The sequence below is a fragment of the Streptomyces sp. NPDC091972 genome, from assembly GCF_044756385.1.
GTDB lineage: Bacteria > Actinomycetota > Actinomycetes > Streptomycetales > Streptomycetaceae > Streptomyces.
Window position 1 is genome coordinate 90106 of the sequence record NZ_JBIVSV010000013.1, and the last position, 21724, is coordinate 111829.

The 21724-nt window shown below is 68.7% G+C and carries 20 protein-coding genes and 3 pseudogenes; 10 read left to right on the forward strand and 13 right to left on the reverse strand.

Annotated elements, in window-relative coordinates:
• Window positions 1–341: 341 nt before the first annotated feature.
• Both ACIQJT_RS32120 and ACIQJT_RS32125 read left to right on the forward strand, forming a co-directional pair.
• Window positions 342–1676 carry an FAD-dependent monooxygenase gene (locus tag ACIQJT_RS32120; RefSeq protein ID WP_402649354.1) on the forward strand — a complete coding sequence of 445 codons (1335 nt, stop codon included), beginning with the start codon at window positions 342–344 and terminating at the stop codon, window positions 1674–1676.
• A 158-nt stretch (window positions 1677–1834) separates the two neighbouring features.
• Window positions 1835–2637 (forward strand): annotated as a pseudogene (locus ACIQJT_RS32125) (IS5 family transposase).
• Here ACIQJT_RS32125 and ACIQJT_RS32130 read toward each other — a convergent pair.
• From ACIQJT_RS32130 to ACIQJT_RS32140, 3 genes and pseudogenes are all read right to left on the reverse strand, one after another.
• The gene (locus tag ACIQJT_RS32130) at window positions 2627–2971 is read right to left on the reverse strand and encodes a hypothetical protein (RefSeq protein ID WP_402649479.1); all 345 of its coding nucleotides are present in this window, start codon (window positions 2969–2971) and stop codon (window positions 2627–2629) included. The pseudogene ACIQJT_RS32125 and the gene ACIQJT_RS32130 overlap by 11 nt on opposite strands.
• A 59-nt stretch (window positions 2972–3030) precedes the next feature.
• Window positions 3031–3409, reverse strand: a pseudogene (locus ACIQJT_RS32135) (transposase); the annotation flags it as partial.
• Between the two features lie 35 nt (window positions 3410–3444).
• Window positions 3445–3849, reverse strand: a complete 405-nt coding sequence (locus ACIQJT_RS32140; protein WP_402649355.1) for a winged helix-turn-helix transcriptional regulator — start codon at window positions 3847–3849, stop codon at window positions 3445–3447.
• A gap of 42 nt (window positions 3850–3891) precedes the next feature.
• Here ACIQJT_RS32140 and ACIQJT_RS32145 point away from each other — a divergent pair, with 42 nt between their 5' ends.
• The 5 genes and pseudogenes from ACIQJT_RS32145 to ACIQJT_RS32165 all read left to right on the forward strand — a co-directional run bounded on the left by ACIQJT_RS32145 (window position 3892) and on the right by ACIQJT_RS32165 (window position 8458).
• Window positions 3892–4743, forward strand: coding sequence for an enoyl-CoA hydratase/isomerase family protein (locus ACIQJT_RS32145; protein ID WP_402649356.1), 852 nt, complete (start codon window positions 3892–3894; stop codon window positions 4741–4743).
• Window positions 4744–4901: 158 nt separating this feature from the next.
• Window positions 4902–5332 (forward strand): annotated as a pseudogene (locus ACIQJT_RS32150) (transposase); the annotation flags it as partial.
• A gap of 587 nt (window positions 5333–5919) precedes the next feature.
• Window positions 5920–6501, forward strand: a complete 582-nt coding sequence (locus ACIQJT_RS32155; protein WP_402649357.1) for a flavodoxin family protein — start codon at window positions 5920–5922, stop codon at window positions 6499–6501.
• A gap of 511 nt (window positions 6502–7012) precedes the next feature.
• A complete protein-coding gene (locus ACIQJT_RS32160; RefSeq protein ID WP_402649358.1) occupies window positions 7013–7375 on the forward strand; it encodes an STAS domain-containing protein in 363 nt (120 codons plus the stop codon).
• Between the two features lie 195 nt (window positions 7376–7570).
• The gene (locus tag ACIQJT_RS32165) at window positions 7571–8458 is read left to right on the forward strand and encodes an NAD(P)-dependent oxidoreductase (RefSeq protein WP_402649359.1); all 888 of its coding nucleotides are present in this window, start codon (window positions 7571–7573) and stop codon (window positions 8456–8458) included.
• Between the two features lie 179 nt (window positions 8459–8637).
• Here the strand turns inward: ACIQJT_RS32165 and ACIQJT_RS32170 are convergent, their stop codons facing one another.
• A complete protein-coding gene (locus ACIQJT_RS32170) occupies window positions 8638–10629 on the reverse strand; it encodes an FHA domain-containing protein (RefSeq protein ID WP_402649360.1) in 1992 nt (663 codons plus the stop codon).
• A 53-nt stretch (window positions 10630–10682) separates the two neighbouring features.
• A complete protein-coding gene (locus ACIQJT_RS32175) occupies window positions 10683–12410 on the reverse strand; it encodes a serine/threonine-protein kinase (protein WP_402649480.1) in 1728 nt (575 codons plus the stop codon).
• Window positions 12411–12957: 547 nt separating this feature from the next.
• Here ACIQJT_RS32175 and ACIQJT_RS32180 point away from each other — a divergent pair.
• Window positions 12958–13386 (forward strand): ankyrin repeat domain-containing protein, encoded by a 429-nt coding sequence (locus tag ACIQJT_RS32180; protein WP_402649361.1) that lies wholly within the window; start codon window positions 12958–12960, stop codon window positions 13384–13386.
• A gap of 474 nt (window positions 13387–13860) precedes the next feature.
• Here the strand turns inward: ACIQJT_RS32180 and ACIQJT_RS32185 are convergent, their stop codons facing one another.
• A complete protein-coding gene (locus ACIQJT_RS32185) occupies window positions 13861–14319 on the reverse strand; it encodes a DUF4383 domain-containing protein (protein ID WP_402649362.1) in 459 nt (152 codons plus the stop codon).
• Window positions 14320–14696: 377 nt separating this feature from the next.
• The gene (locus tag ACIQJT_RS32190) at window positions 14697–15797 is read right to left on the reverse strand and encodes an alcohol dehydrogenase catalytic domain-containing protein (RefSeq protein ID WP_402649363.1); all 1101 of its coding nucleotides are present in this window, start codon (window positions 15795–15797) and stop codon (window positions 14697–14699) included.
• Window positions 15798–15899: 102 nt separating this feature from the next.
• Between ACIQJT_RS32190 and ACIQJT_RS32195 the strand changes: the two genes are divergently transcribed.
• Window positions 15900–16793 carry a LysR family transcriptional regulator gene (locus ACIQJT_RS32195; protein WP_402649364.1) on the forward strand — a complete coding sequence of 298 codons (894 nt, stop codon included), beginning with the start codon at window positions 15900–15902 and terminating at the stop codon, window positions 16791–16793.
• Between the two features lie 351 nt (window positions 16794–17144).
• On the opposite strand, the gene ACIQJT_RS32200 is transcribed toward ACIQJT_RS32195, so the two are convergent.
• The 4 genes from ACIQJT_RS32200 to ACIQJT_RS32215 all read right to left on the reverse strand — a co-directional run bounded on the left by ACIQJT_RS32200 (window position 17145) and on the right by ACIQJT_RS32215 (window position 19534).
• Window positions 17145–17726: a DUF5994 family protein gene (locus tag ACIQJT_RS32200; protein WP_402649365.1), complete on the reverse strand. Its 582-nt coding sequence runs from the start codon at window positions 17724–17726 to the stop codon at window positions 17145–17147.
• A 147-nt stretch (window positions 17727–17873) separates the two neighbouring features.
• The gene (locus tag ACIQJT_RS32205; RefSeq protein ID WP_402649366.1) at window positions 17874–18218 is read right to left on the reverse strand and encodes a hypothetical protein; all 345 of its coding nucleotides are present in this window, start codon (window positions 18216–18218) and stop codon (window positions 17874–17876) included.
• Between the two features lie 356 nt (window positions 18219–18574).
• Complete coding sequence (locus tag ACIQJT_RS32210) at window positions 18575–19048, reverse strand: DUF5994 family protein (protein ID WP_365461509.1); 474 nt, start codon at window positions 19046–19048, stop codon at window positions 18575–18577.
• A gap of 234 nt (window positions 19049–19282) precedes the next feature.
• Window positions 19283–19534 (reverse strand): hypothetical protein, encoded by a 252-nt coding sequence (locus ACIQJT_RS32215; protein WP_365461507.1) that lies wholly within the window; start codon window positions 19532–19534, stop codon window positions 19283–19285.
• Window positions 19535–19677: 143 nt separating this feature from the next.
• Between ACIQJT_RS32215 and ACIQJT_RS32220 the strand changes: the two genes are divergently transcribed.
• On the forward strand, window positions 19678–20163 hold the full coding sequence (locus ACIQJT_RS32220) for a DUF5994 family protein (protein ID WP_365461505.1): 486 nt from the start codon (window positions 19678–19680) through the stop codon (window positions 20161–20163).
• Between the two features lie 781 nt (window positions 20164–20944).
• Here ACIQJT_RS32220 and ACIQJT_RS32225 read toward each other — a convergent pair.
• Entirely contained in the window at window positions 20945–21370 is a 426-nt protein-coding gene (locus tag ACIQJT_RS32225; protein ID WP_365461503.1) for a DUF5994 family protein, read from the reverse strand.
• A 93-nt stretch (window positions 21371–21463) separates the two neighbouring features.
• Window positions 21464–21706 (reverse strand): hypothetical protein, encoded by a 243-nt coding sequence (locus tag ACIQJT_RS32230; RefSeq protein ID WP_402649367.1) that lies wholly within the window; start codon window positions 21704–21706, stop codon window positions 21464–21466.
• Between the last annotated feature and the right edge of the window lie 18 nt (window positions 21707–21724).

Here is a 21724-nt window from a genome sequence, read left to right on the forward strand (position 1 = left end):
CGGCGCCGTGGTGGTGCAGCCGCTCTTGGAGCCACTCGACCGCGAGGCGGTCGGGCTCCCGCACCACCGGCTCGTCGTCGAACACCGTCGCATCGGGCAGTTGCTCGGCCCGGCGACGGCCAGGGGCTCGACGACGCCCAGGGCGACCAGGTCATCGAGCTCGGCAGACGGTTGGCGTTGCTCATCGATGTCTGATGGGGCGGGGGTGATCATGACCACGCCCGCTGCGCGCATGGCGAGTTCCGGTGTTCGTGGGGGTGCGGACGTGATGGGGGCACTGCCGATGAGTTCAGTGGTGATCGGCAGTCGATACCCCTGGACCCACCGTCGATGGTGGGCCGGTGCTGGAGGCGTTCCAGTACGGGAGCAAGCACATGGAGACGGTGATGAGCGTCGACGAGTCCGAGCAGGACCACACCATTCGGGCCGGCGATCAGGGGACGTGGATGAGCGGTCCCAGGGTGTTGGTGGCGGGGGCGAGCATCGCGGGTCCCGCGCTGGCCCACTGGCTGCGCCGGCGGGGGGCCGAGGTGACCGTGGTGGAGCGGGCCCCCGAACTGCGTCCCGGCGGACAGGCGGTGGACGCCCGCGGGGTCGCCAAGGAAGTGATCGAGCGCATGGGGCTGGACGCGGCGGTCCGTGCGGCGTGCACCGACACCGCCGGCGCGTACACCGTGGACGCGAACGGGCAGGTGCTGGAGACCTTCCGCGCGGACGACGACGGTGGCGACGGGTTCATCGCGGACATCGAGATCCTGCGCGGGGACCTGTCCCAGGTGCTCTACGACGACACCCGCGGCGGCGTCGAGTACCTCTTCGGCGACCGCATCGCCGAGCTCACCCAGGACGCGCACGGGGTCGACGTGGTCTTCGCGGGCGGCGACCGGCGGCGCTTCGACCTGGTGATCGGGGCCGACGGACTGCACTCCGAGCTGCGGGCGATGGTCTTCGGGCCGCATGAGCGGTTCCTGCGCCACCTCGGGCACGTGCTGGCCTTCTACAGTGTGCCCAACGAGTTCGGCCTGGACCGCTGGCTGCTCGAGTACCAGGACCAGGAGTCCGGACGCTCAGTCCTCCTGCGGCCCATCCAGGACGCCACCCGGGCGATGGCCATGTTCTACTGCGCCTCGGCCGACTTCGACGTCGACCACCGGGACGTCGTTGCCCAGAAGCGTCTGCTGCGTGCGCGGATGGCGGGACTGGGCTGGCTGGCCCCGGACATCCTTGCGCACCTGGACGACACGCCGGACTTCTACCTCGACCAGGTCGCCCAGGTGGTGATGGACCGCTGGTCGCAGGGACGGGTGGCACTGCTCGGGGACGCGGCGTTCAGCTCGTCGCCGATGTCCGGGCAGGGCACCGGGCTGGCGCTGGTCGGCGCCTACCTGCTGGCCGGGGAGTTGGCCGCCGCCGGGTGGGACCCCGACACCGGGTTCGCCCGATACGAGGCGCGGATGCGTTCGTTCGTCGAGGCCAACCAGGAGATCGGCCGACTGAACGCTCGCAGCCGCGAAGTCCCCGGGCTAGACGCCGAACCGGGCCCCGACTTCGCCGGCGAATGGTTCACCGAGCTGGTCGGACGCGCGATCAACGGCGTCGAGCTGCCCGATTACGCGGGGGTGGCGGACTCCGCAGCCCCGGCCGGAGCTCCGACCACCTCGTCGGCCAATCCGTAAGGGCACCGGAATCGGGCGATCACGATTCTGGACCGGCGGGACCTTAGGGGACCGGTGACGGTGTGTCGGCTCCCGGGAGGTGGTCGACCAGGCCATCGGATGCGGGGGATTGCTTTAAGACGCCGTTTCTTATGGCGTGATCGCTCGTTGATCGGTGCATGACGGATTTCGTTGAGCGGTTGGTGTCAGACGAGTTGTGGGTCTTGTTCAGGCGGGTAGTGCCGCCGACGGTGGTGACGTCCGCAGGGCGGTGGCCGGCGCCGGGCAGGTGACCGTGAGGCCCTGGCAGCGATCATCTTCGTGGCGACGTCGGGCTGCACTTGGCGGCAGTTGCCGCCGGTGTTCGGGCCGGCCTGGCCCACGGTCTACCGTCGGTTCGCCCAGTGGAGCCGGGACCGGGTCTGGGCCAATCTGTACCGCGTGATCCCCGACGAACCTGGAGTGCGAGGCGAGCTGGACTGGTCGCGGTGCGCGATCGACTCTGTCAGCCTGCGGGCCGCAAAAGGGGGCTACTGACCGGACCGAATCCGACCGACCGCGGCAAGTTGGGATCGAAGATTCACCTGATCACCGACCGGAACGGTCTACCACTGTCCCTGGGCATCTCTGGCGCGCACGCGCACGATAGCCAGGGCTTGGAGCCGCCTGTGCGCGGCATCCTGCCCATCCGGTCCCGCCGCGGGCCCCGGCGTCGGCGGCCGGCGAAACTGCACGCGCACGATAGCCAGGGCTTGGAGCCGCCTGTGCGGAAATCCGTCACCGCATCGCCCGCAAGGGCGTCGAGTCCACACAGCGGCTGGGCCGGCATCGGTGGGTGGTCGAGCGAACCGTGTCCTGGCTGGCCGGCTGCCGTCGTCTCCACCGCCGCTACGAACGCAAGGCCGAACACTTCCTCGCCTTCGTCGGCATAGCCTCGACCCTCATCGGTTACCGCCGACTGGCGGACCGGCTTACGGCCTGAGCCGGTTCTCCTGCACGTCGAAGCAGACCAACCCCATGGACTCCGCGACGGCCGCCGCATAGGCGGACGCCTCCTCGGCCATGCTCCACCGCATGGGGAAGTAGATCAGCGGACCACTGGCCTCGCCGATCAACGGCCCGGTCGACCAGGGGGAGCTGTCCTCCTCGTCCTCGGTGAGGTCGCACCACCGCTCAAGCAGCGCAGCCACGTAAGCCGCGATGCGTTCGGATGGAGGCTCTTCTACCTCGCTGTCGATGTAGCGGTCGTACAAGTCGTTGAAGACTCGGCCGGCGGTCTTGTCATCCGCCGGCCTCTCGCCTTCCCAGACAGCCAGGTCGTAGCTCCTGCCAGGAGGCTCTCATGCCGCTCTGACAGCCATAAGAAACGGCGTCTAAGCAGGGGTATGAACTGGGTGACGTCGTGACGGTTTCCGCTGGTCGGCGACACCACAATCGGCGTTCCGTGTCAGCCGGTGATCAGGTGATGCTTGCTGCCGGGGCGGCCGCGGTCGACCGGCGAAGGTCCGGTGTGAGCCCCCCTTGAGGGCCCGGACGTGCGAGGTGTCGACCGTGGCATCCTCCATGTCCAGCAGGCCGGCTCTGCGGAGTTCCGCGAGGAGGATTTCGTGCAGGCGGGGCCAGACGCCGACCTCGGTCCAGTCCCGCAGGCGCCGCGGCGGCCGGGGCGGCACCAGCGGAGCGATACGTTCCCACGGAGCGTCAGGCACAAGATCATCCGGCGCCTGGACCGCTCTGCCGCCACCGAATCCGATCGCCAAGCCCTCACATTGAACTCATCCCGAAGAAATCAGTGATGGGTGTCCGTGCCTTTGTCAAACGCCTCCCTGTGTCGTTCGACTTCGGGGAGGTGGTCGGCGGTCCAGGAGCGCAGGATCGAGAAGGGCTCCTCAAGCGTGCGGCCCAGCGGTGTGATCCGGTACTCCACAGCAACGGGGCGTTGCATCAGTACCCGGCGCTCGACGAGGCCATTGCGTTCCAACCGTCGCAGTGCCTGCGTCAGCGATTTTTGAGTAATCCCATCGAGCTCTCTCTTCAGCTCGTTGAAGCGTCGCGGCTGCCGGCACAGCGCGGCCAGCAGCAGATGACCCCATTTGTCGAGCAGCTGATCCAGTAGCTCGCGCTGCGGGCCAACAATGGTCTCGTGATCGGCCCGATCTTCGCGGATACCAGGTTTCTTTGAAGTACCTGCCATGCACCAGGTATACCAGAGATACCGGCAACCCAAAGGAATCTCATGGCCGAACAGTCCCTGCCCAGTCTCGATCTCAAGCGCCAGGACGGAGTGCTATGGGTTTCGATTGATGTTCCGCCCGTCAACCTGATGACGGCACAGCTCATGCTCGACCTGGACGCCGTCGCTGCATCGGCCGAGAATGATCCCGATCTGCACGTCATCGTGGTCCAGAGCGCGAATCCGGAGTTCTTCCTGGCGCACGGCGACCTGTCATTCGTGGAGGACCCCGCGACCTACGCCGCTCTCCCGGTCGCGGAGGAGACGCTTGTCGGAACGGGCCCGATGATGCGGCTTCATGAACGCTGGCGGCGTCTGCCCCAGACCACCATCGCCAAGGTTGCGGGACTCGCCCGTGGCGGTGGAGCCGAGCTGGTCTCCAGCCTGGATCTGCGCTTCGCGGCCCTCGAGACTGCGGCGTTCGGCCAGTTCGAGGCACTGATCGGCATCGTCCCTGGAGCCGGTGCGACTGCACACCTGCCCCGCCTCGTGGGTCGCGCCCGCGCTCTTGAGATCGTGCTGACAGGCGGGCTCGTCGACGCGGCGACTGCCGAGCGGTGGGGTTGGGTGAACCGAGCTCTGCCCGCCGCGGAACTTGATGAATATGTTGATCGGGTCGCACTGGCCATCGCGTCTCTGCCCGAGGGTGTTCGCGCCGCGGCTACCGAAGCGGTCGACGCGGCCGACGGCACGCTTGAGGACGCACTGCGCGCGGAAAGCCGCCTGCTCGGTGAAACGTTCACGCCCGCGTCTGGAGAGCTTGCCCGGGCAGCGCTCGCGGCCGGGGTTCACACGCGCGAGGTGGAGCTGAACCTCGAAGACGTGCTGCGGGCGAACCTCGTCCGGCATTCATAACGAATCGCCCTGCGTGGGTGGAGTGCAGAAGTTGTCCGTACGGTCCGTTAGCTAATTCGGGTCGAACGACCGTACGGACCGCCTCCAACTCTGTGAAGCTGATTGTTTCGGGATGAGTTCGGTGTGAGGGCTCGGCGATCGGATCCGGTGGCGGCAGAGTGGTCCAGGCGCCGGATGATCTTGTACCTGATGATCTGTGGGAATGCATCGCTCCGCTGCTGCCGCCCCGGCCGCCGCGCCGTCATCGGTATCCCGGACGCCTGTCGGCCGACGCCCGCGCGGCCCTGCGAGGCATCGTTTTAGGTGCTGCGTAAGAACGTGAGCTGGAGAGATGTACCCGCCGAGGGTGCAGCGGCTTGACAGCGTGGCGGCGGTTGCGGGATTGGACCGAGGCCGGGGTGTGGTCCGGCCTGCACAAAGTGCTCCTGGCCGAGCTGCGCAAGGCAGGGCTGCGGGACATGGACGACACTGTGATCGACGGCTCACACGTTCGAGCTCTCAAAGGGGGGTTCACACCGGGCCTTCGCCGGTCCACCGCGCACGGCCAGGCAGTGAACGCCACCTGATCGTCGACCGGCAATGCATCCCTCGATCCCCCGCATCCGAGGTCGGTCGCGGCGCGTCGGTCGGGGCCCATCGGTCGTGAAGCGTCGGTCAGAGACCGTCAGTCGTGGCGTCTCGGTCAGGGCAGCCGGAGGTGGGCCGTGCTCTTGGGTGTGTCAGCGCCCTTAGCGGGGCCGGAGCGTGGCAGCGAGGCCTGGCGTGGACCGACCTTGTCGTCCTGCCGATCGAAGAGCCCGGGCTGGTACGACCGGGATGATCCGGTGGGCCAACTCGCTGGCGCCGTGGGGGCGTTCGGCGAGAACGCTGAACATTGCGCCTCGGTTGCCTCCGTCAACTGAACCCGCGTAGGGCACCGGCGGTCCGTCCGAGCGGCTCGCTGTCGGCATCTCCCTCTGTCGCGAGGGGCGCCCAACGTGAGCGCGCCCCAGCGTCCCGTGACGTGTCCAGGGGGCCGCGCGACGGGCAGGCGGCCTTGGTGAGGATGCCGGGGAAGAGTCGCTGAGCTAACCAGTGGGTTGCGCTAACTTCTAGTTAGTGCTTTCCTTTCGTAAGTTCCAGCGGGCTGGCCGTCTCGGGCGGCTCGTTCTTCCCTTCGTCCCAGGAGTACGCACTGTGATCACCCCCGTTGTTTCCATCGCCTACCACTCCGGCTTCGGGCACACCGCCGTCCTCGCCGAAGCCGTCCGGGACGGTGCCGCCGAGGCGGGTGCCGAGGTGCATCTGATCAAGGTCGACGAGATCACCGACGAGCAGTGGGAGCTACTGGACCGTTCAGACGCAGTCGTCTTCGGTTCGCCGACCTACATGGGCACGGCGTCCGGAGCCTTCCACGTCTTCGCCGAGGCATCCTCGAAGCGCTGGTTCGGTCAGGACTGGAAGGACAAGCTGGCCGCCGGCTTCACCAACTCCGGCTCCAAGAGCGGCGACAAGCTGCACACCCTGCAGTTCTTCCAGATCCTCGCCGCACAGCACGGCATGCACTGGGTCAACCTCGGCCTGCACCCCGGCTGGAACAACAGCGAGGGCTCCGAGCACGACCTCAACCGCCTCGGTGTCTTCGCCGGCGCCGCCGCGCAGACCAACGTCGACGAGGGCCCGGACGCCGTCCACAAGTCCGACGTCAAGACCGCCGAACACCTGGGCCGCCGGGTGACGGAGACGGCGCGAGTGTTTCTGCAGGGCCGGGCCGCCTGAGCGTCGTAACGGAAAGTCGAGATTGGCGGGACCAGACCTGTACGGCGGATCCGAATGGGCGCATGGTCCGGGCGCCGTGCCCGGCCGGGTCGGCGCGCCGAGCGCGACGGCGATCCGGTCTGCGGTGACATCGGCTATCGAGAGCGGCTCGCAGGGCGATGAGCTGGCCCGCCGGGTGCGTCGTCCGTCGCGCTCGCGGCTGAGGTAGCCGGCTCGTTGGAGGTCGGTGACGGCGCTCTGGACGGTGCGTTAGGTGTTGTTGCGGGCTGCCGCGATGTCGCGCAGGCGAAGCGCAGGGTTGCGGGCGATGGCCTGCGGCAGCCGCGCGTGGCTGGTGACACAGCCCCATCCGTGGGACGGCTGGTCCCTGGACTCCCTCCGCGTTTCGCCGGAAATCGGATTCCACCTTGAGAACGCCTTGCCTGTGCATGTCATGTGAAGATGCCGTGTAGAGAGAGGTAGGCTCGTCATTCAAAGTTGCGTCTCCCGATGCGGCGGTGGGGAGAGCGTGATGACGGCTGAGGCCTCCGATCAGGCAGATGCGTCGGGACTGTCGCTGACGGTGCAGGTCGGCGGAGACATGGATTGGCAGACCGCCCCGTTCCTCCGTGAACGGCTTCTGGCGCAGATCACCGCGGAGTACCGGCGTGTGGTGCTCGATCTGTCCGCGGTGTCGTTCTGTGATTCGGCCGGGCTGAATGTACTGCTGTGGGCCCGGCGCCTGGCGAATGAGGCCGGTTCCGAGCTGGTACTGGCATGTGTGCCGGCGAACGTGCAGAGGACGCTCGTCATGACCGGCGTGGACACCGTCGTGCTGGCGTATGTCACGGTCGGCGAGGCGGAAAGCGCCCTGGTGGTAGATGGCGGTGCCTGAAGCCGGTACCTTTTCGCGCCAGTCGTAACCGCGGGTGTTCACCCGGTCCGAGAACGCCTCGCGGCCCGGATACCCACCAGTCACGTTGCGGCAGCATCCCCGCCGCAGTCCGAACGCTCAACCAGCGCCCTGGACACGGCACCCAGGCCCCGTCCGCCGCACGGTGTGAGCCGCTGCAAGACGTAGACTCCTCCGATGTCGAAGATCTGTCTGATCGGTGTCGGCCGCATGGGGGAGCCCATCTGTACCCGGCTCGTTGCAGCCGGACACCACGTGCACGCCTATGACATCCGACCTGAGCGCAGGGAAGCGATTCTCGCGTGCGGAGCCCGGTACGCGGATACCGCCCTCGTCGCCGCCACTTCGGCCGAGGTTCTCATCACTGTGCTTCCCGGACCGGCCGAAGCGGCAGCCGCCGTTGACGACTCCGTCCTCGCGGCACTGGCTCCGGGCGCGATCTGGATCGACATGACCAGCAACACGGCCGCTGACGCACGCGCTGGCTGGGACAGAGCAGTTGCTCATGGGGTGGCCACTCTGGAAGCGCCCATCGGTGGATCACCAAAAGATGCCGCCGAAGGCCGCCTACGTCTCTACACCGGCGGTGACACCGTCCACCTGGAGCGATGTCGACCCCTGCTGGACGTCCTCTCCGATCGCGTCACCCACATGGGCGGCCACGGCACTGGCTACACCACCAAGCTCCTCGTGAACCTGCTGTGGTTCACCCATGCCGTGGCCACTGCCGAGACCCTCCTCATCGGCCACCGCGCCGGTATCGACCTCACCTCGCTCACCCGTGCACTCGCCGGCGGCCCCGCATCCAGCGCGTTCATGCACGACCACCTGCCGGGCCTGCTCACCGGCGACTACCTGACGGGCTTCGGTCTCGACCGCATCGTGGACCAGCTCACAGCCATCACCTCCCAAGCCGAACGCCTAGGCTCACCTCATCCCCTCGCAGCCGCGGTCCGCGCACTCCATCAAGAGGCCCTGGAGTCCTACGGCCCCGCCGGCGGAGAACTTGCCGCAGTTGCCCTGCTGGAGGAACTGGCCGGTCTGCGCCTGCGCCTCCCGAGTTGACCGGGAGCCCATCCCTGCGGTTCGTCGACCCAGACCCGTAGCCGCCGCCTGCCCGGCCGCCTTCCCAACAGGGAAGTGGTGCATCGGCTCTCACCAACCACGTCGCCCGCTCGTGAGGTTCAGCGGAGGGTTGAGCCAGGCGCCGACAGAGCCACCGGTCTCGATGTCGGAGAACAAGTTCAGGCCGGATCGAGGATTACCGAGGCGCGGGGATCGGGGAGCGGCTGCGGTGGTTGCGGAGTCGTTGGGACGAAGACCGGAGCGTCCTGCTGGTAGAAGATGTCGATGTCGGCTTCCTCGCCACCGACGATGAGGGTGTCCCAGGCCCCGCTCTCCTGGAGTGTCCGCAGGGTCGCGGGGGCGAGGGTGGACAGGTGGGCTCGGAGGACGTTGTCGTCGGGCAGACCCGGCATGCGGGGTGCCAGTCGTTCGCGTATGCCCCGCATGCGGTCCAGCAGGATCTCCAGGTCGGCGTCGGCCGAGTCCGGGACCCTTGCAGGTGTCGCGACCGGACCGGAGGGCTTGTGCTGTGCGGTACCGGCCTCCGCCGGCTTGGCCGTGGTGTGCATGCTGGCGTCGATGATGTCCTTGATCGCTCGGGTCACGCCCCGTTCGTCCGTGGTGACCATGGCGTTCCATGCGCGGCTCTTGTGCCGGTATTGCAGCATCGACATGGCCGCCTCGTGCCGGATGAAGTCGGCGTCGCGCAGGGGGCGACCGCTCCAGACCCGGCTGAGGGAGCGGGCGAGCGAGATGGCTGAGGCGAGGCCGCTGTTGAGGCCGCGTCCGGGCCAGAAGTGGATGGCGTTGGCTGCGTCTCCCAGGAGGAATCCGTAGGTTCCCGGGCGGTCCGCGGTCGGGCGGGTGAGCTGCGCCGTGAACCGGGGACGCTGGACCATGTCGAGGCGGAACGAGGTGATCGCGCTGAGGTCCTGTTCGGGGACGTCGAACAGTCGCAGCCCTTCCAGGATCCGCTTCCACAGCGGTGAGCTGCGCAGCAGAGCCGGGAGGAACAGCGTGCCGTGGGTCGGGCAGGCGAATTCGTTGTCCTCGTGGCGGCTCATCAGGCACGGCCGGGCGGCGATGCACTCCTCGAAGACCTGTCGTACCGGGTCGATACCGATGACGTTGCGGGCTTCCTCGCGGGTGAGACGCATGTTCAAGAAGCCCTCGCCGCGAAGGGAGTTGAGCAGGAACCGGTTCTGGGCCACGGTCAGCAGCACGCTCATCGGGTCGGACAGGCGGGACTTGACCTTGAGACCGAGGACGACGTCCTGGATGTGCTCACCGTCCAAGGAGTAGATCGAGGCGTCGGGCATGCCGAAGCGGTCGGTGAAATGCTCTCGGGTGCGGGAGCGGCCGCCTTCGCTGATGACCAGCACGTGTTCGCGCGCGATGAGTTGTTCCTGCTCCGCGGCATCGAACCGCTTGGGCACGAGCCGGATGGCAGGCTTACGGTTGGCCAGTGCGAGGAGCTGGTCCTCGATGTAGGCGATGCGAATGTTGCGGGGCGGGCGTCCCTCCACGGAATCGGGCCCCAGCGGCCACATCTCGGAGAAGTGACGGTCGTCGCCGAACATCGCCGTCTGCATCTCTTGTGTCAGCGCCGAGTACTGCCGGCTCTGCACGGTGACCACCTGCTGACGGCGGACGTTGCCCTGGGCGGCGTCCTTCCAGATCACCGTCGTGCCGTCGCGAACCCAGCGGCCGTCGTAGACGGTGATCGCGACCCGTCCGGTCAGCGCCTCCTCCAGCAGCAGGGCGAAGGCGAGGCCGACCGGGCCACCGCCGGTCACCGTGACCCGCAGGACCCCCGGGTCCACGGCCGCGTTGGCGCGTGGCAGGTCCATCTGGGAGAGGTCCATGACCGTCTCGACGGCTTCCTGCGTCTCGAACAGAAACGTCTCGTCGCCGATGCGTATGGTGTCGCCAGGGGACAACTCATGGCGTTCGACTCGGCGTTCGTTGACGAAGGTGCCGTTCCTGCTGTCGCGGTCGTGCAGGATGTACGCGCCGTTGTCGGCGACGATCTCGGCGTGGAAGCGGGAAGCACTGACGCTGACGATGATGATGTCGTTGTCACTCTTGCGGCCGAACGTCAGCGGGGCCTCTCCGAGAACCACGCTCTGACCGGTGAACGGACCGGTGCGTCCCACGATGACCGACAGCACGGAAACTCCTTAAGAGAAACAGACTGGTCCGATGATGGATGAATTGACGGGGGTCACTCGCCGGCGGGTCGGCAGGTGATGCTGAACGGCACGGAGTTGGACTTCGTGTCGAACGGCGACTTGATCTCGACGGCCATTGCGCTCTGCAAGGTCCCCTCCTGCGCCCACGTCGACAGCCGCACCGTCTCCGTCTTGCTCGTCGGATCACCTTCACGGAACGACAGAGTCCGCCACTGAGGGTCCACCACCGCACCGTTGTCGGACACCCACCGGTAGGAGAACTGCACCGGCGCCCGGTCCGTCGTGAACGTCGCGGTGAACCAGGGCGCCTGACCGTCTCCGCCCGGGCACCTGCCGTCGAACGTGGTGGCCCTGCCGGTGACGGTCACCGACACCGGTTGGGACGCGCTGACGGCGGCGGTGGTTTCGCCGTCCTTGGCGGCAGTGCTGTCGTCCTGATCGATGAGCGTGTAGCCGAGGCCTGCGCCGCCGGCCACGACCAGGGCGGCCGCGGCAGCCCACACCACAGGAGCCCTCTTACGGCTGCGAGCGGCACGCGTGGACGAGGGGCCGGTGCCATGGACGAGACCGGGTGCGGGGGCCGGTGCGGCCGCGCCGTGCCGGAAGGCCGCACTGCCCGGGGGAGGCCCGAACGTGCCCAGCGGCGCGGTCCCGGCCAGGGCCTCGGGAGCCGGTGTCGCGGCGACCGCCGCCACGGTCTCGTCGGCCGGGGTCTTCTCCTCGGCGGTGACGGCCGTGGTGACCTCGGCGGTGACGGCTGTAGTGACCTCGGCGGTGACAGCCGCGGTGGTTCCGGCCGTGGCGGGCGCGGTGACCTCGGCCATGGCGGGCGAGGTGGCCTCGGCTGTGATGCCGTCCGCCGCCGAAGCCGGGGGCACAGCCGCGGCAGCAGCTCCCGCCTCGGGTGGCGCCGTCAACCCCTGTGCGACACGGGTGAGTTCACCCATGGCCTCCTCGGGACCCATCCGCTCTTCGGGATCCTTGCGCATGAGCCCCTCGATGACCGTGGTCAGCGGCCCGGCCCGGTGCGGCGGCGGCAGTTCGTCGTCGACGACGGCGCGCAGTGTCGACAGGGCGCTCGTCCGGCGGAACGGCGAACGGCCCTGTACGGCGGTATAGAGGAGCGCCCCGAGCGACCAGAGATCGGAAGCGGCGCCCGGTGTCTGTCCCAACGCACGCTCGGGAGCGAGGTATTCGGGCGAACCGACGACCTCACCCGTCATCGTGAGTGCGGTGCTGCCCTCCACGCTGGCTATGCCGAAGTCGGTCAGGACGACACGGCTGTCATCGGCCAGCAGCACGTTGGCGGGCTTCACATCGCGGTGCAGCACCCCGGCTCCGTGGGCCGCGCGCAGAGCCGCCAGTACCTCGACGCCGATGCGCGCGACGTCCTTGGGCGCCAGGGCGCCCTCGGCGGTGATCACGTCGGCGAGGGAGCGGCCGCGGACGACTTCCATGACGATCCACGGTCGGCCGTCGAAGTTCACCACGTCGTAGACGGTCACGACGCCACGGGCGTTGACCCGTGCCGCCGCCCACGCCTCCCGTTCCAACCGTTCGTGCAATTGCCTGCTGCGTTCGACGGGCAGTTCGATGGAGGCGCGAACCTCCTTGACCGCGACATCGCGGTGGAGCACCTGGTCGCGGGCCCGCCACACGGTGCCCATACCACCCTCGCCGAGCACGGACAGCAACCGATATCTGCCGGCGACGAGCCGTGAGTCGCCCGTTTCCGATGAGGCCTCGTCCAGGTTGTGCATGAGGGTCAACTCCCTTGTTCCGCCGCCTGCATGGCTCAGTATGGTGAATACGCCGGTGATCACTAAATGCTCAGCGTGGGAGCCGGACAGAAACAGACCGGACAGCACTGTGACACTCGTGAACCGACGGCGACCGAGCCGCGGCACGCCACTTCCGACACGCTGTCCACGCGGTGTGCAGGGCGTGGTGTCGGCCGACTGCCATCTCCGACCTGGAATGCGGCCTTCGCCGCGACGACGAGCCGGCCAGGACCTACCGGAACTGGCTCAACCCCGTTTGACCACACGCGAGGTCACACCACGTCCGGCTGTTCTGCCGCCTACGTCCGGCGGCGGAGACACTCGGGGCCGGTCGGCGCGAACGAAGTCGCCGTACTCGTCCTGGGCGAAGCCCTTGTCGCCCCACCGGCTCCGCTCGGCTCCGGCGCGCTGCTCGGCAATGTGCAGCGCGGCCAGAGGGGCCTCAGCCGGCCCTGGAGCAGGCCGAACTGGCTTGCCTCGTCGTCACGCGGTTGGGGCGCACCCGTGATCGCTAGCCTCACCAGCTATGAAGCAGCGACAGCAGAAGAAGCTCTCTCAACGCCTTTTCGAGGCGATCCTGTCAGGCGACGCCGAAAGTGTGCAGGCTCTGCTGCGGAGTGGAGCAAGTCCGGAGAGAAGGGACGCAGACGGCACCACGCCTCTTTACCTGGCATCGGTGCAGGGGGAGGCCGAAGTGGCCCACCTGCTCATGGAGGCCGGGGCTTGCCCTGACACTGAGAGCAGGGGCCCCGGTTCGGAGGGCACGCCGTTGTGCGCGGCCGCTTGCTGGGGACACACCGCAACGGTCCGGGAGCTGTTGGCGTATGGCGCCGATCCCAACCTCCGCGAGGACCAAGGCGCAGGCTGGTCCCCGCTGGAATGGGCAGACCATGGACCCCATCCCGACGTTGCCGAAATGCTCCGAGCAGCAGGAGCGGCGACGCAGCGATGGTGAGCCTCACAGCGCGATCCCCAGGTCGACCGCGCCCACCGTCGACTGTGCCGGCGACAAACTCGGGCATGCTGTCGTCGGCCCGGCCGCAGTGTTGCGCCGCGCCTTCGGCCGCAGGAAAAATGGTGCCCGCCCGCGGCCGTGGAAGCAGATCGTTCACCCACGACCGCGGTCAGGACCTGCTCGCTCCGGCCCTGGCCGCCCACATGTGCGCCGGCAAGGCGGCTGCAACTGCCAGCAGTTCGGGTGTGCACGGCTGGACCGCTGATGGATTACCCGAAGCGCCCCCGCCCATCGTCCTGCCCTGCACCGGGCGATCCCGGACTGCGTCTGGCGTCCTCAAGGGAGCTGTGACACCCGGGGAAGTTGGCCGGGTTCGGAATCGCCAGCTGGGCGGGGCTGGAAGGGAGGCGCGCAATGGATCACGCGCCAGGGATGATCGCAGCAACCGGGGCTGGGATCAGGTGCCTGCGCCGGTCAGCCGGCAGTCCGTGCGGGGGAGTCCTTGCGGGTGAGCAGGGCGCCCAGTGCGATCATGCCCAGACCGAGTACCAGGTGGAGCCAGTTGTCGGCGGTGTTCAGCGGGACGAAGTTCGCGGCGCTGTCGTGATCGATGATCAGTCCATAGAGCCACAGGACCAGGTAGACGGCGCCGCCGGCGAGGAGATAGAGCCGTGCTTGTGCCGCGGTGCGCGCGAGGGCGAGTCCGGCGACGCCGAAGGCCAGGTGTACGAGGTTGTGCAGGATGGAGACCTGGAAGATACCCAGCAGCTTGGCCTCGGAGTGGTGCGCGGCGAACTCCATGGTGTCGTAGTTCGTGGTGATGCCGGGGATGAAGCCGAGGACACCGACCAGGAGGAAGACGGCGCCCACGGCAAGGGTGGCCTGCTGTACGGGCGTTCGGGCAGTGGGTGCGGTGCGTGCGGGGGTGGACATGGCAACTCCTTGTTCCAGGCTGGAAGGCAGGTCCCGGTTGCCCGGTCCGCGATAGCCCTCCCCGGGTGCCCTCGACCGTCGCAGGCATGTCACTAGGTCCAGCAGGCGCAGATGCCATGCGTCACGCGGGTTGCTGTTCGTCGTGCAGCGTGTTGAGCAGCACTGAGGCACCTGGCCAGGCCAGCACCGCCAACTGAGGCACGTCGATCACCCGACCAGCCTCGAGCAGACCGGATGCTTGTCGGCTAGCGCTCGAGCAGCTCCTTCACCAAGGCCGCCGCAGCGGTGTGTCGGACGCGGAAGTCGGCCGTTGCGGTCGCGGTGCCCGGCGCGATCAACAGGTGCGATTTGCTGGTGCCCGAGTCCCCGTTGTGGGATCAGTCGGTCTCGTCAGCGAGCCGGGGGGTGAGGATGGTGCGCTCGAACGGGCCCCCATGTGCGGCGGCGTACGTGATGGCCTCGTTGACGGAGTTGAGGCCGAACGACCGGACGCGTTCGGCGGCAAGGTCCAGGGTGCCCGAGGCGATGAGCCGGATGATGCCGACGTTCGCTGTGCGCGGGTACATCCACTGGCCGCGCACGGTGATCGAGTTGCGCATGATCCATGGGTAGGGGAGGGCGAGATCGTCGCCGCCGAGCATGCCGACACCGCCCATGAGGACGACGCGGCCGTATTCGCGCACGGTCATGGCTGCCGTGCGCGCTGCCGAGCTGGGTGCGCTCGGCGGTAGCAGGTCGATCACCATGTCGATCGGGCCTTCGGCTGCCGCGGACATCGCCGCGCGGTCGTCGGCGTCGTCCCCGGACAGCGGGACCGGGCGCAGACGCGGACCGAACCGGTCGGCGAGGAGGTCGAGCGCGGCCTTGTTGCGGCCTGGGGCGACCACGCGGCCCGCCCCCATGGCGAGCGCCACCGCAACCGCACTGCTGCCGAGGTTGCCGGTGGCCCCGCTGACGAGCAGCGTCTCGCCGGCCGCGAGCCCGCCGGTAAGCAACCCGCCGTAAGGAATGACGTGCACGCCGAGCGCGGCCCAGCGGGCCGGGTCGTCCCCCGCCGCTGCGGGGAGCGGGAAGACGTTCTCCGTCGGGACCCGCATGAGCTCCGCGAACGACCCGTCGTGCAGGTACCGGGCGAGTCGCGCACCGCCCTCGCCGCGGGAACTCCAGCCCTGAAGCGTGATGTCGGGCGTCAGGGCGTCATCCCGCGAGCGCACCGTCGAGTCGCACCACACCAGGTCGCCGAGACGCAGCCGGGTGGCGTCCGGGCCCACGTGGACGACCCGTCCCACGCCGCCGATCCCGGGCACGACGGGAGGGACCAGAGGGTAGTTCCGTTCGCCGCTGAAGACCTCAGCCGCGTAGGGCGCCACGAGAGCGGCGAGGACCTCGACCACCACCTCGCCGCCGCCTGCCTCGGGGTCGGGAACCTCCCGCACCGTGAGCGGGGCACCGAACTGCGTCAGAACTGCTGCTCGCACGTGATGACCTCCGTGTTCGTCCGTGTTCGTCGGGATCGACATTAGGAACCCGGCGGGCATGCGGGAAGCGACGATCAGGCATCTGTGGTATGCGTATCCCGCATGGACATCTCCAGCACAGGCCTACGGGTCCTGCGGCAGATCGCCGAGTCCGGCAGCTTCACCGCGGCAGCCACCCGGCTCGGCTACACCCAGTCGGCGGTCTCACGCCAGGCCGCCGCCCTCGAACGAAGCGCGGGCACCGCCCTGTTCGAACGCCGCCCTGACGGAGTGCGGCTCACCCCCGCGGGTCTGACTCTGTTGCGCCACGCCCGCACGATCCTGGACTGTCTCACGGAGGCTGAGCGCGACCTCACCGGCACCGTCTCGCGTACCGAACTGGTCCGGCTCGGACTGTTCCTGAGCGCGGGCGCGGCCATCCTGCCCCTCGCACTCACCCGCCTCGTGGCGACCGACCCGCAGATCAAGGTCACCACCACCGAGGGCACCACGCCCTCCCTGATCCGGGCACTGCGCGCGGGCTCGATCGATCTCGCCGTGCTGACGTCCCGCCCGCCCCACCGCCCCTTGGACGGCGAGTCACCGCGCCTGCACGTCGAGACCGTTACGGACACCGAACTTGTCGTCGCGGTGCCTTCGACCGGCGAGTTCGCCGGCCGCACGGCGGTGCACGTCGACGAACTGATCGACGCTCCGTGGATTGCCGCCCCGGCGTCGAACGCCGAGCCGCTGCTCGGCGTCTGGCCCGGCCTGCCCGGACGGCCGGACATCGTCCACTGCGCGCGTGACTGGCTGACGAAGCTTCAGCTTGTCGCCGGTGGCTTCGGGGTGACAACAGTGCCCTCGCGGCTCTCGCCGGTGCTGCCGTCCGGGGTGAGCCTGCTGCACGTCGAAGGGGCACCCCCCGAGATCCGCCGGGTTCTCGTGGCGCGGCTGCCCGGGCGTCCCACCCCGGCGATCACGGCTGTCACCCGCGCAATTGCCTCGACCACCTGATACGTGCCGCCGGCCGTCGGATTGGTGCCGTAGCCGTCCAGGGCGGACACCATCACATGTACCTCGGCATTGGTGGCGCGGTGGGCGAGTACGGCCCGCAGCCCGCGTTCGAGCTCCCCACCGAGGTGGAGACGGCGGCCGACCCCGGGACCAGCCGGGTTCCACCATCGAGGGGAGTGGCATGCCGCGTCCACGGTGGCCGGACAGGGCGGCGCTGTAGCGGTGCGCGGCGATGCTGTCGGCGTGCTCGATGTTGAGCCGGTGAATCACGTACGCCGCCGCTGGGATGAGGACGATGAAGGCGGCGGCCGTCAGGAAGACGTTCATGGCAGCGACCTCACTTACCGACGCTCAGGCGACCGGGCCAGCCGGGCGTGCGGGCTGGTGAGGGAGGGCCGCGGACAGCGTCCAGGCGCCCCCCTCGTATTCCCATGCCTCGTCCGGGTCCATGTGCTCGTTGGTCGCGGCGACGCCGTGCCGGGCCTCGTCCGCAGCGATGAGCGCGCTCGCGGTCAGGGGCGGCCCGTCGTGGTCGGATGCGGCAGCCATCAGCCGGGCCGCCGACTCCGCTCCGGTTTCGGGCGGGATGATCAGCAGGTCCCAGCGGCCGGTGCCGTAGGAGAGCAGCAGGAGCTTGTGTGGGTCGATCTCCGGGGTGAACCAGCCCACCTTGACGATGTGGCCGTCCACGGCAACCTGGCGCGGGATGACCAGCCAGTACTTCGGGTTGACGGCGATGCGCGTGATGCGGCCCCACAAGGGGTCCAACACGTCGGTCAGCGCGGGAAGTTCACTCAGCAGATCCCGGGAGCGGGGCCACCAGGCACCGTCCAGGAGTCCACGGGAGGCGCCGTCCGTCTTCAGGGCGAGACGCGTGGCCGGGGCTGCGACAGGCTCAGGGTGCGGCAGGGTTGGGTGGAAGGTCGCCGACATGATGCGGACCCGTCTCCGGGCCGCCTCTGCGGCGGCCCGGGTTTCATCTCTCGCCGAGAACGACCCGGCGTGGAAGCCGGTGTGCGAAATGCCCTCAGTACTGTCAACACTACTCCGCGCTCGGCCGCGACGCGGAGGAGTGGCCGCCTAGATGTGGAGCAGTCTCTGGGTGATCTCCCGGTACTGCCTCAGGGCGCGAAGTTCGTCGGACTGTGCGTCGGGGTTCTGGTCCTGCCAGCCGGCGTGCAGGAGACGCCGTCGTTCCGCGAGGGCGTTCGCGAGCTGGGCGATGGCTTCGTCGTAGGCGCTCTCGGCCTCTTGCAGCGCCTCGAGCGGGGCGTCGGCGAAGGTGTTGAGGGCGTGCCGGAGGCGCTGGACGATCTTGTCCTGTTCGTCCGAGGGAAGCAGCGGCTCCGAGCTCGGGCTGCGGCGTCCGGCCGGGCCCGCAGCCTGGCCGGACGGCTGCCGGGCGCGTGTCTGGTCGTACATCATCGGGGGCCACTTCCGTTCCGCCCGAAGGCGTCCTTGGTCTTGTCCCCGGCCTGTTTCAGGCTTCCGGAGACGCGCTCGTTGCTGCCTCGGCGTTGCAGCCGCCTGTTGCGGGTGATTCGGCCGAGCTCCTGCGTGATCCTGCCCTTCATCGTCTACGCCTGGGTCCTGATGCTCCGTGCGACGGTCATGGCCGGCCTCGCCGCGCGGTGGGTGGGTTCTCGAGGGGACGGGGCGAGGCGGAAGCGCGGAATGCTTCGTCCTGTGTCCCGGAGTTGCCGAGCCCGGCACCCCGGGGTCATTCCGCGTCCGGCGACGGTCCATTGCAACGCGGCGGCCACACGATCCGGGCCGCCCCCTTACGGCCGGGGCGGTGGCGCACATGACCGCATCGACGCGGCCAGTCGGCCGGTCCCTCCGGTGCCGGGGTCGTGCGATGCGGAGGGGGCGTCGACCAGTTCCGCCGTCAGGAGAGCGGTCGCGGTCGCCTGCGGGGCGGTGCCCGCGCTCGCGGCGGTCATCAGCCGGGCGGCCGACGGGGCGCCGACCTCGGGAGGTATCACCAGGAGGTCCCAGCGGCCCGACGTTCCGGAAAGCAGCAAGATCTTGTGCGGGTCCAGCTCTGTGGTGAACCAACCGACCTTGACCACATTGCCGTTGACGAATATCCGTTGCGGGATGACCGGCCAGTAGCGGGGGTTGACGGCGATACGGGTGATCCGTCCCCACAGCGGGTCCAGTACGTCGGCCAGCGCGGGCAGTTCGTCGCTGAGGTCACGGGAGCGGGGCCACCATGCGCCGTCCAGCTCGACCTGCCTTGGGGAGGGGCTCACGGGTTTGAGGGCAAGGCGTGCGGTCGGCGCCCTGAAGGGCACGGCGCGCGCCGAAGGATGGTCGGTGATCGCGGACATCGCGCGAACCCGTCTCCGAACCCCTGCGCGTGTGCAGTTGTCCGGTGCCGTTGCTCACCAGGAACGACACCGGTATCGGTGCCGGTGCGCGAAGTGCTCCCGATGGGTTCACGCTACTCCCCGAAGCCGCCGAACGGACCGCTCCCGGAGATTCCCTCAGTTCCGGCGGCCGTCCTGGCCCGGGGAGCGGCTGGTCTCCAGCCAGGACCGCGCAGGTTCTGCCGCGCTGGTGGTGTCCACAGTGAGCTCGAGGCGGGTCCCTCCCTCGGTGTCCGCGGGATAGCTGCGCTGTTCTGTGGTGGCGAAGCAGTGACGGAGAACCTCCGCGACCCGGCGGGCGACCTCGGGGGCGGCGGCGACGATATGTACGTCGGCGTGTCCGTCGGGGGGAGTTTCCTGGGGCTGCATGACGACGGTTCCCTCCTGGGCGTGGACTGGATCTTTCACCCTACTCCGGCTCGTGTGACCAGCGAGCTTTCCGACTGCTGCGGGCTGCGGAGTACCGTGAAACGAGGAATTCGCTCGGTATTTCTCGCTGACGGGTGGGTGTCATGTCCGACTCCGGATCCCCGCGTGTGACCAGGCTCCTCCCGGACGCCGTCCACCAGGCGGTGAAACCGGGGACGGCTGTCGTACGGCTACAGACCACGCATGACCGGCGGGGCGTTCTCGACGGGGCGTGGTGGCCGTGCTCCCGTGATGTCGCAGCCGAGCTTCCCGCCCTGATCTCCGCGCTGACCGAGTACCTCGGGCCGCTCACGCGCGTCGGTCTGGACGCCGGGGCCTGGGACGTGCTGCCGACGCGACTGCTCGTCGACGACCGCGTCGTCCATATCGATTCCTTCCCGGTCGGCGACGACACCGTCCTTGTCACCAGGGGTGATCAGGACTACTTCTCCCTCCTCGTCATCCCGCCGCACGCGACGCCCGAGGCGGCACGCACCGCGATGGCCGAAGCCGTCCGCGCCGACAACATCACGCAAGCTGAACAGATCCTCATCAACACCGGTACCGACCGGGCAGCGCCCAAGACGTGACGCCGGTCAGTCGAGGCGGCCGTCGTACCACTCCGGTGCCGAGGCTGAATTGGCCGACCTGGCGAAGGCGCCGGAGGTGATCTGTCCCGCGAGCTCGGACAGGCGCAGATGATCCACAGCGCTCGCGTCCCACAATGCTCTGCTGAATTCCGGCGGTTCCAGACAGGGACGTAGGGGAGTGGTGTGCCGCTTTCCGCGGCTGGCGTTTCAAGGTGAGTTCGGGAGCCACTGCGGCAGGCCTTGCTGACCGGCCGGCGATGGGCGGCTCCGGGCTCCGGACGTCATGGCACCGACACCTTCGGAGCTGCACGGACGTACCGAAGTGCGGCAGCGGACCGGCGAGCTCGCGAAGAAGGTGGTGGGCCGGAGCACGACCATGCAGCCACCGCAGTCTCCGGAGCTGGCGCCCCGGCCGGTCTGGATCCGAACCGGCTCCCAAGGGATTTGTCTGGCACCCACCAGAGTGCGCTGACAATGAGTATCCATCCCCGAATACGGCCCTGCGGGATTCGCGTCCGTGACGTGCTCGTGGGACCGGGTGCCACCCGGTCCCACGATTGAAGGAGGCGACTCACAGTTCAACCAACTGTGAGGCCCACAGTCCGGGTTCCTCGAACCGGTACCTGCAAACAGTTTTGGGGTTGTTCCAGTCATCGGGCTGGTGCACACCGCCGTCGACAAACTGGCCCTGGCAACAACGGCCTCTCTGTGCACGGTGGGCAGCGCAGTCCGCACCTGACCCGCTCGCCGCACGCGCTTGGCCCTGCCCGGATCCACGAGATCAACAGGGAGGTTGTTTCACGGTTTCTCGCACCCCACCGTGGGCCCCGGCCGCCATGAGCGGTTCCGCGGCCTCCTCGGTCGTATTAGGTGGCACGACCATCAGGTCCCAGCGCCCCTGGCCGGGTGCGAGCAGGACGATGGTGTCCGCGGCGGATGCCGTGAGGGTCCGGTGCAGCTGTACGACCTGGTTGGAGACGAGTATCCGACCGGGCACCGCGGGCCAGGTCGCCCCGTTGACCGTCACGCTGGTGACATGACCCCAGGCACGCGGCAACCCTGCGAGCAGTAGGGGGAGTTCGGCGAGCAGGTCGTACGAACGAGGCCACCACGCTCCATCGATGGGGCGGGGCATGCCGCCGCGTGGTGCCAGGCGCAGGCGCAGGAGGGGATGAGACGGAAGCGGGGGTTGCAGTGCGGGGATCATGGGGTCTCCTGCCAACTGCCGTACAGAGAAGCATGGTTGATGTCAAAGGCGGCGGACGGCGAGGTGGGCCGGACCCAGCCGGCGGCCTTGCAGTCAGCCGAGACGTTCGAGGAGGCGGATGCCGGCCACCGACGGGTCGAGCCTGCCGGGGTCGATGCCATGGTGGGCGCTGGTGGGGTCGGCGTGGTGGCGGTTGTGCCGGCTCTCGCCGAGGGAGAGCCGGGCGAGGGCGAGGAGGCACAGGTCCGGGAAGGAGGACGTCCCTGTCGTAGCCCTGGGGCAGCGGACTGTGTCCGACGGTGTGACCTTCGTGGACGTGGTCGGGCGGAGCGGCACTCGTGACTCCTCGGCCGG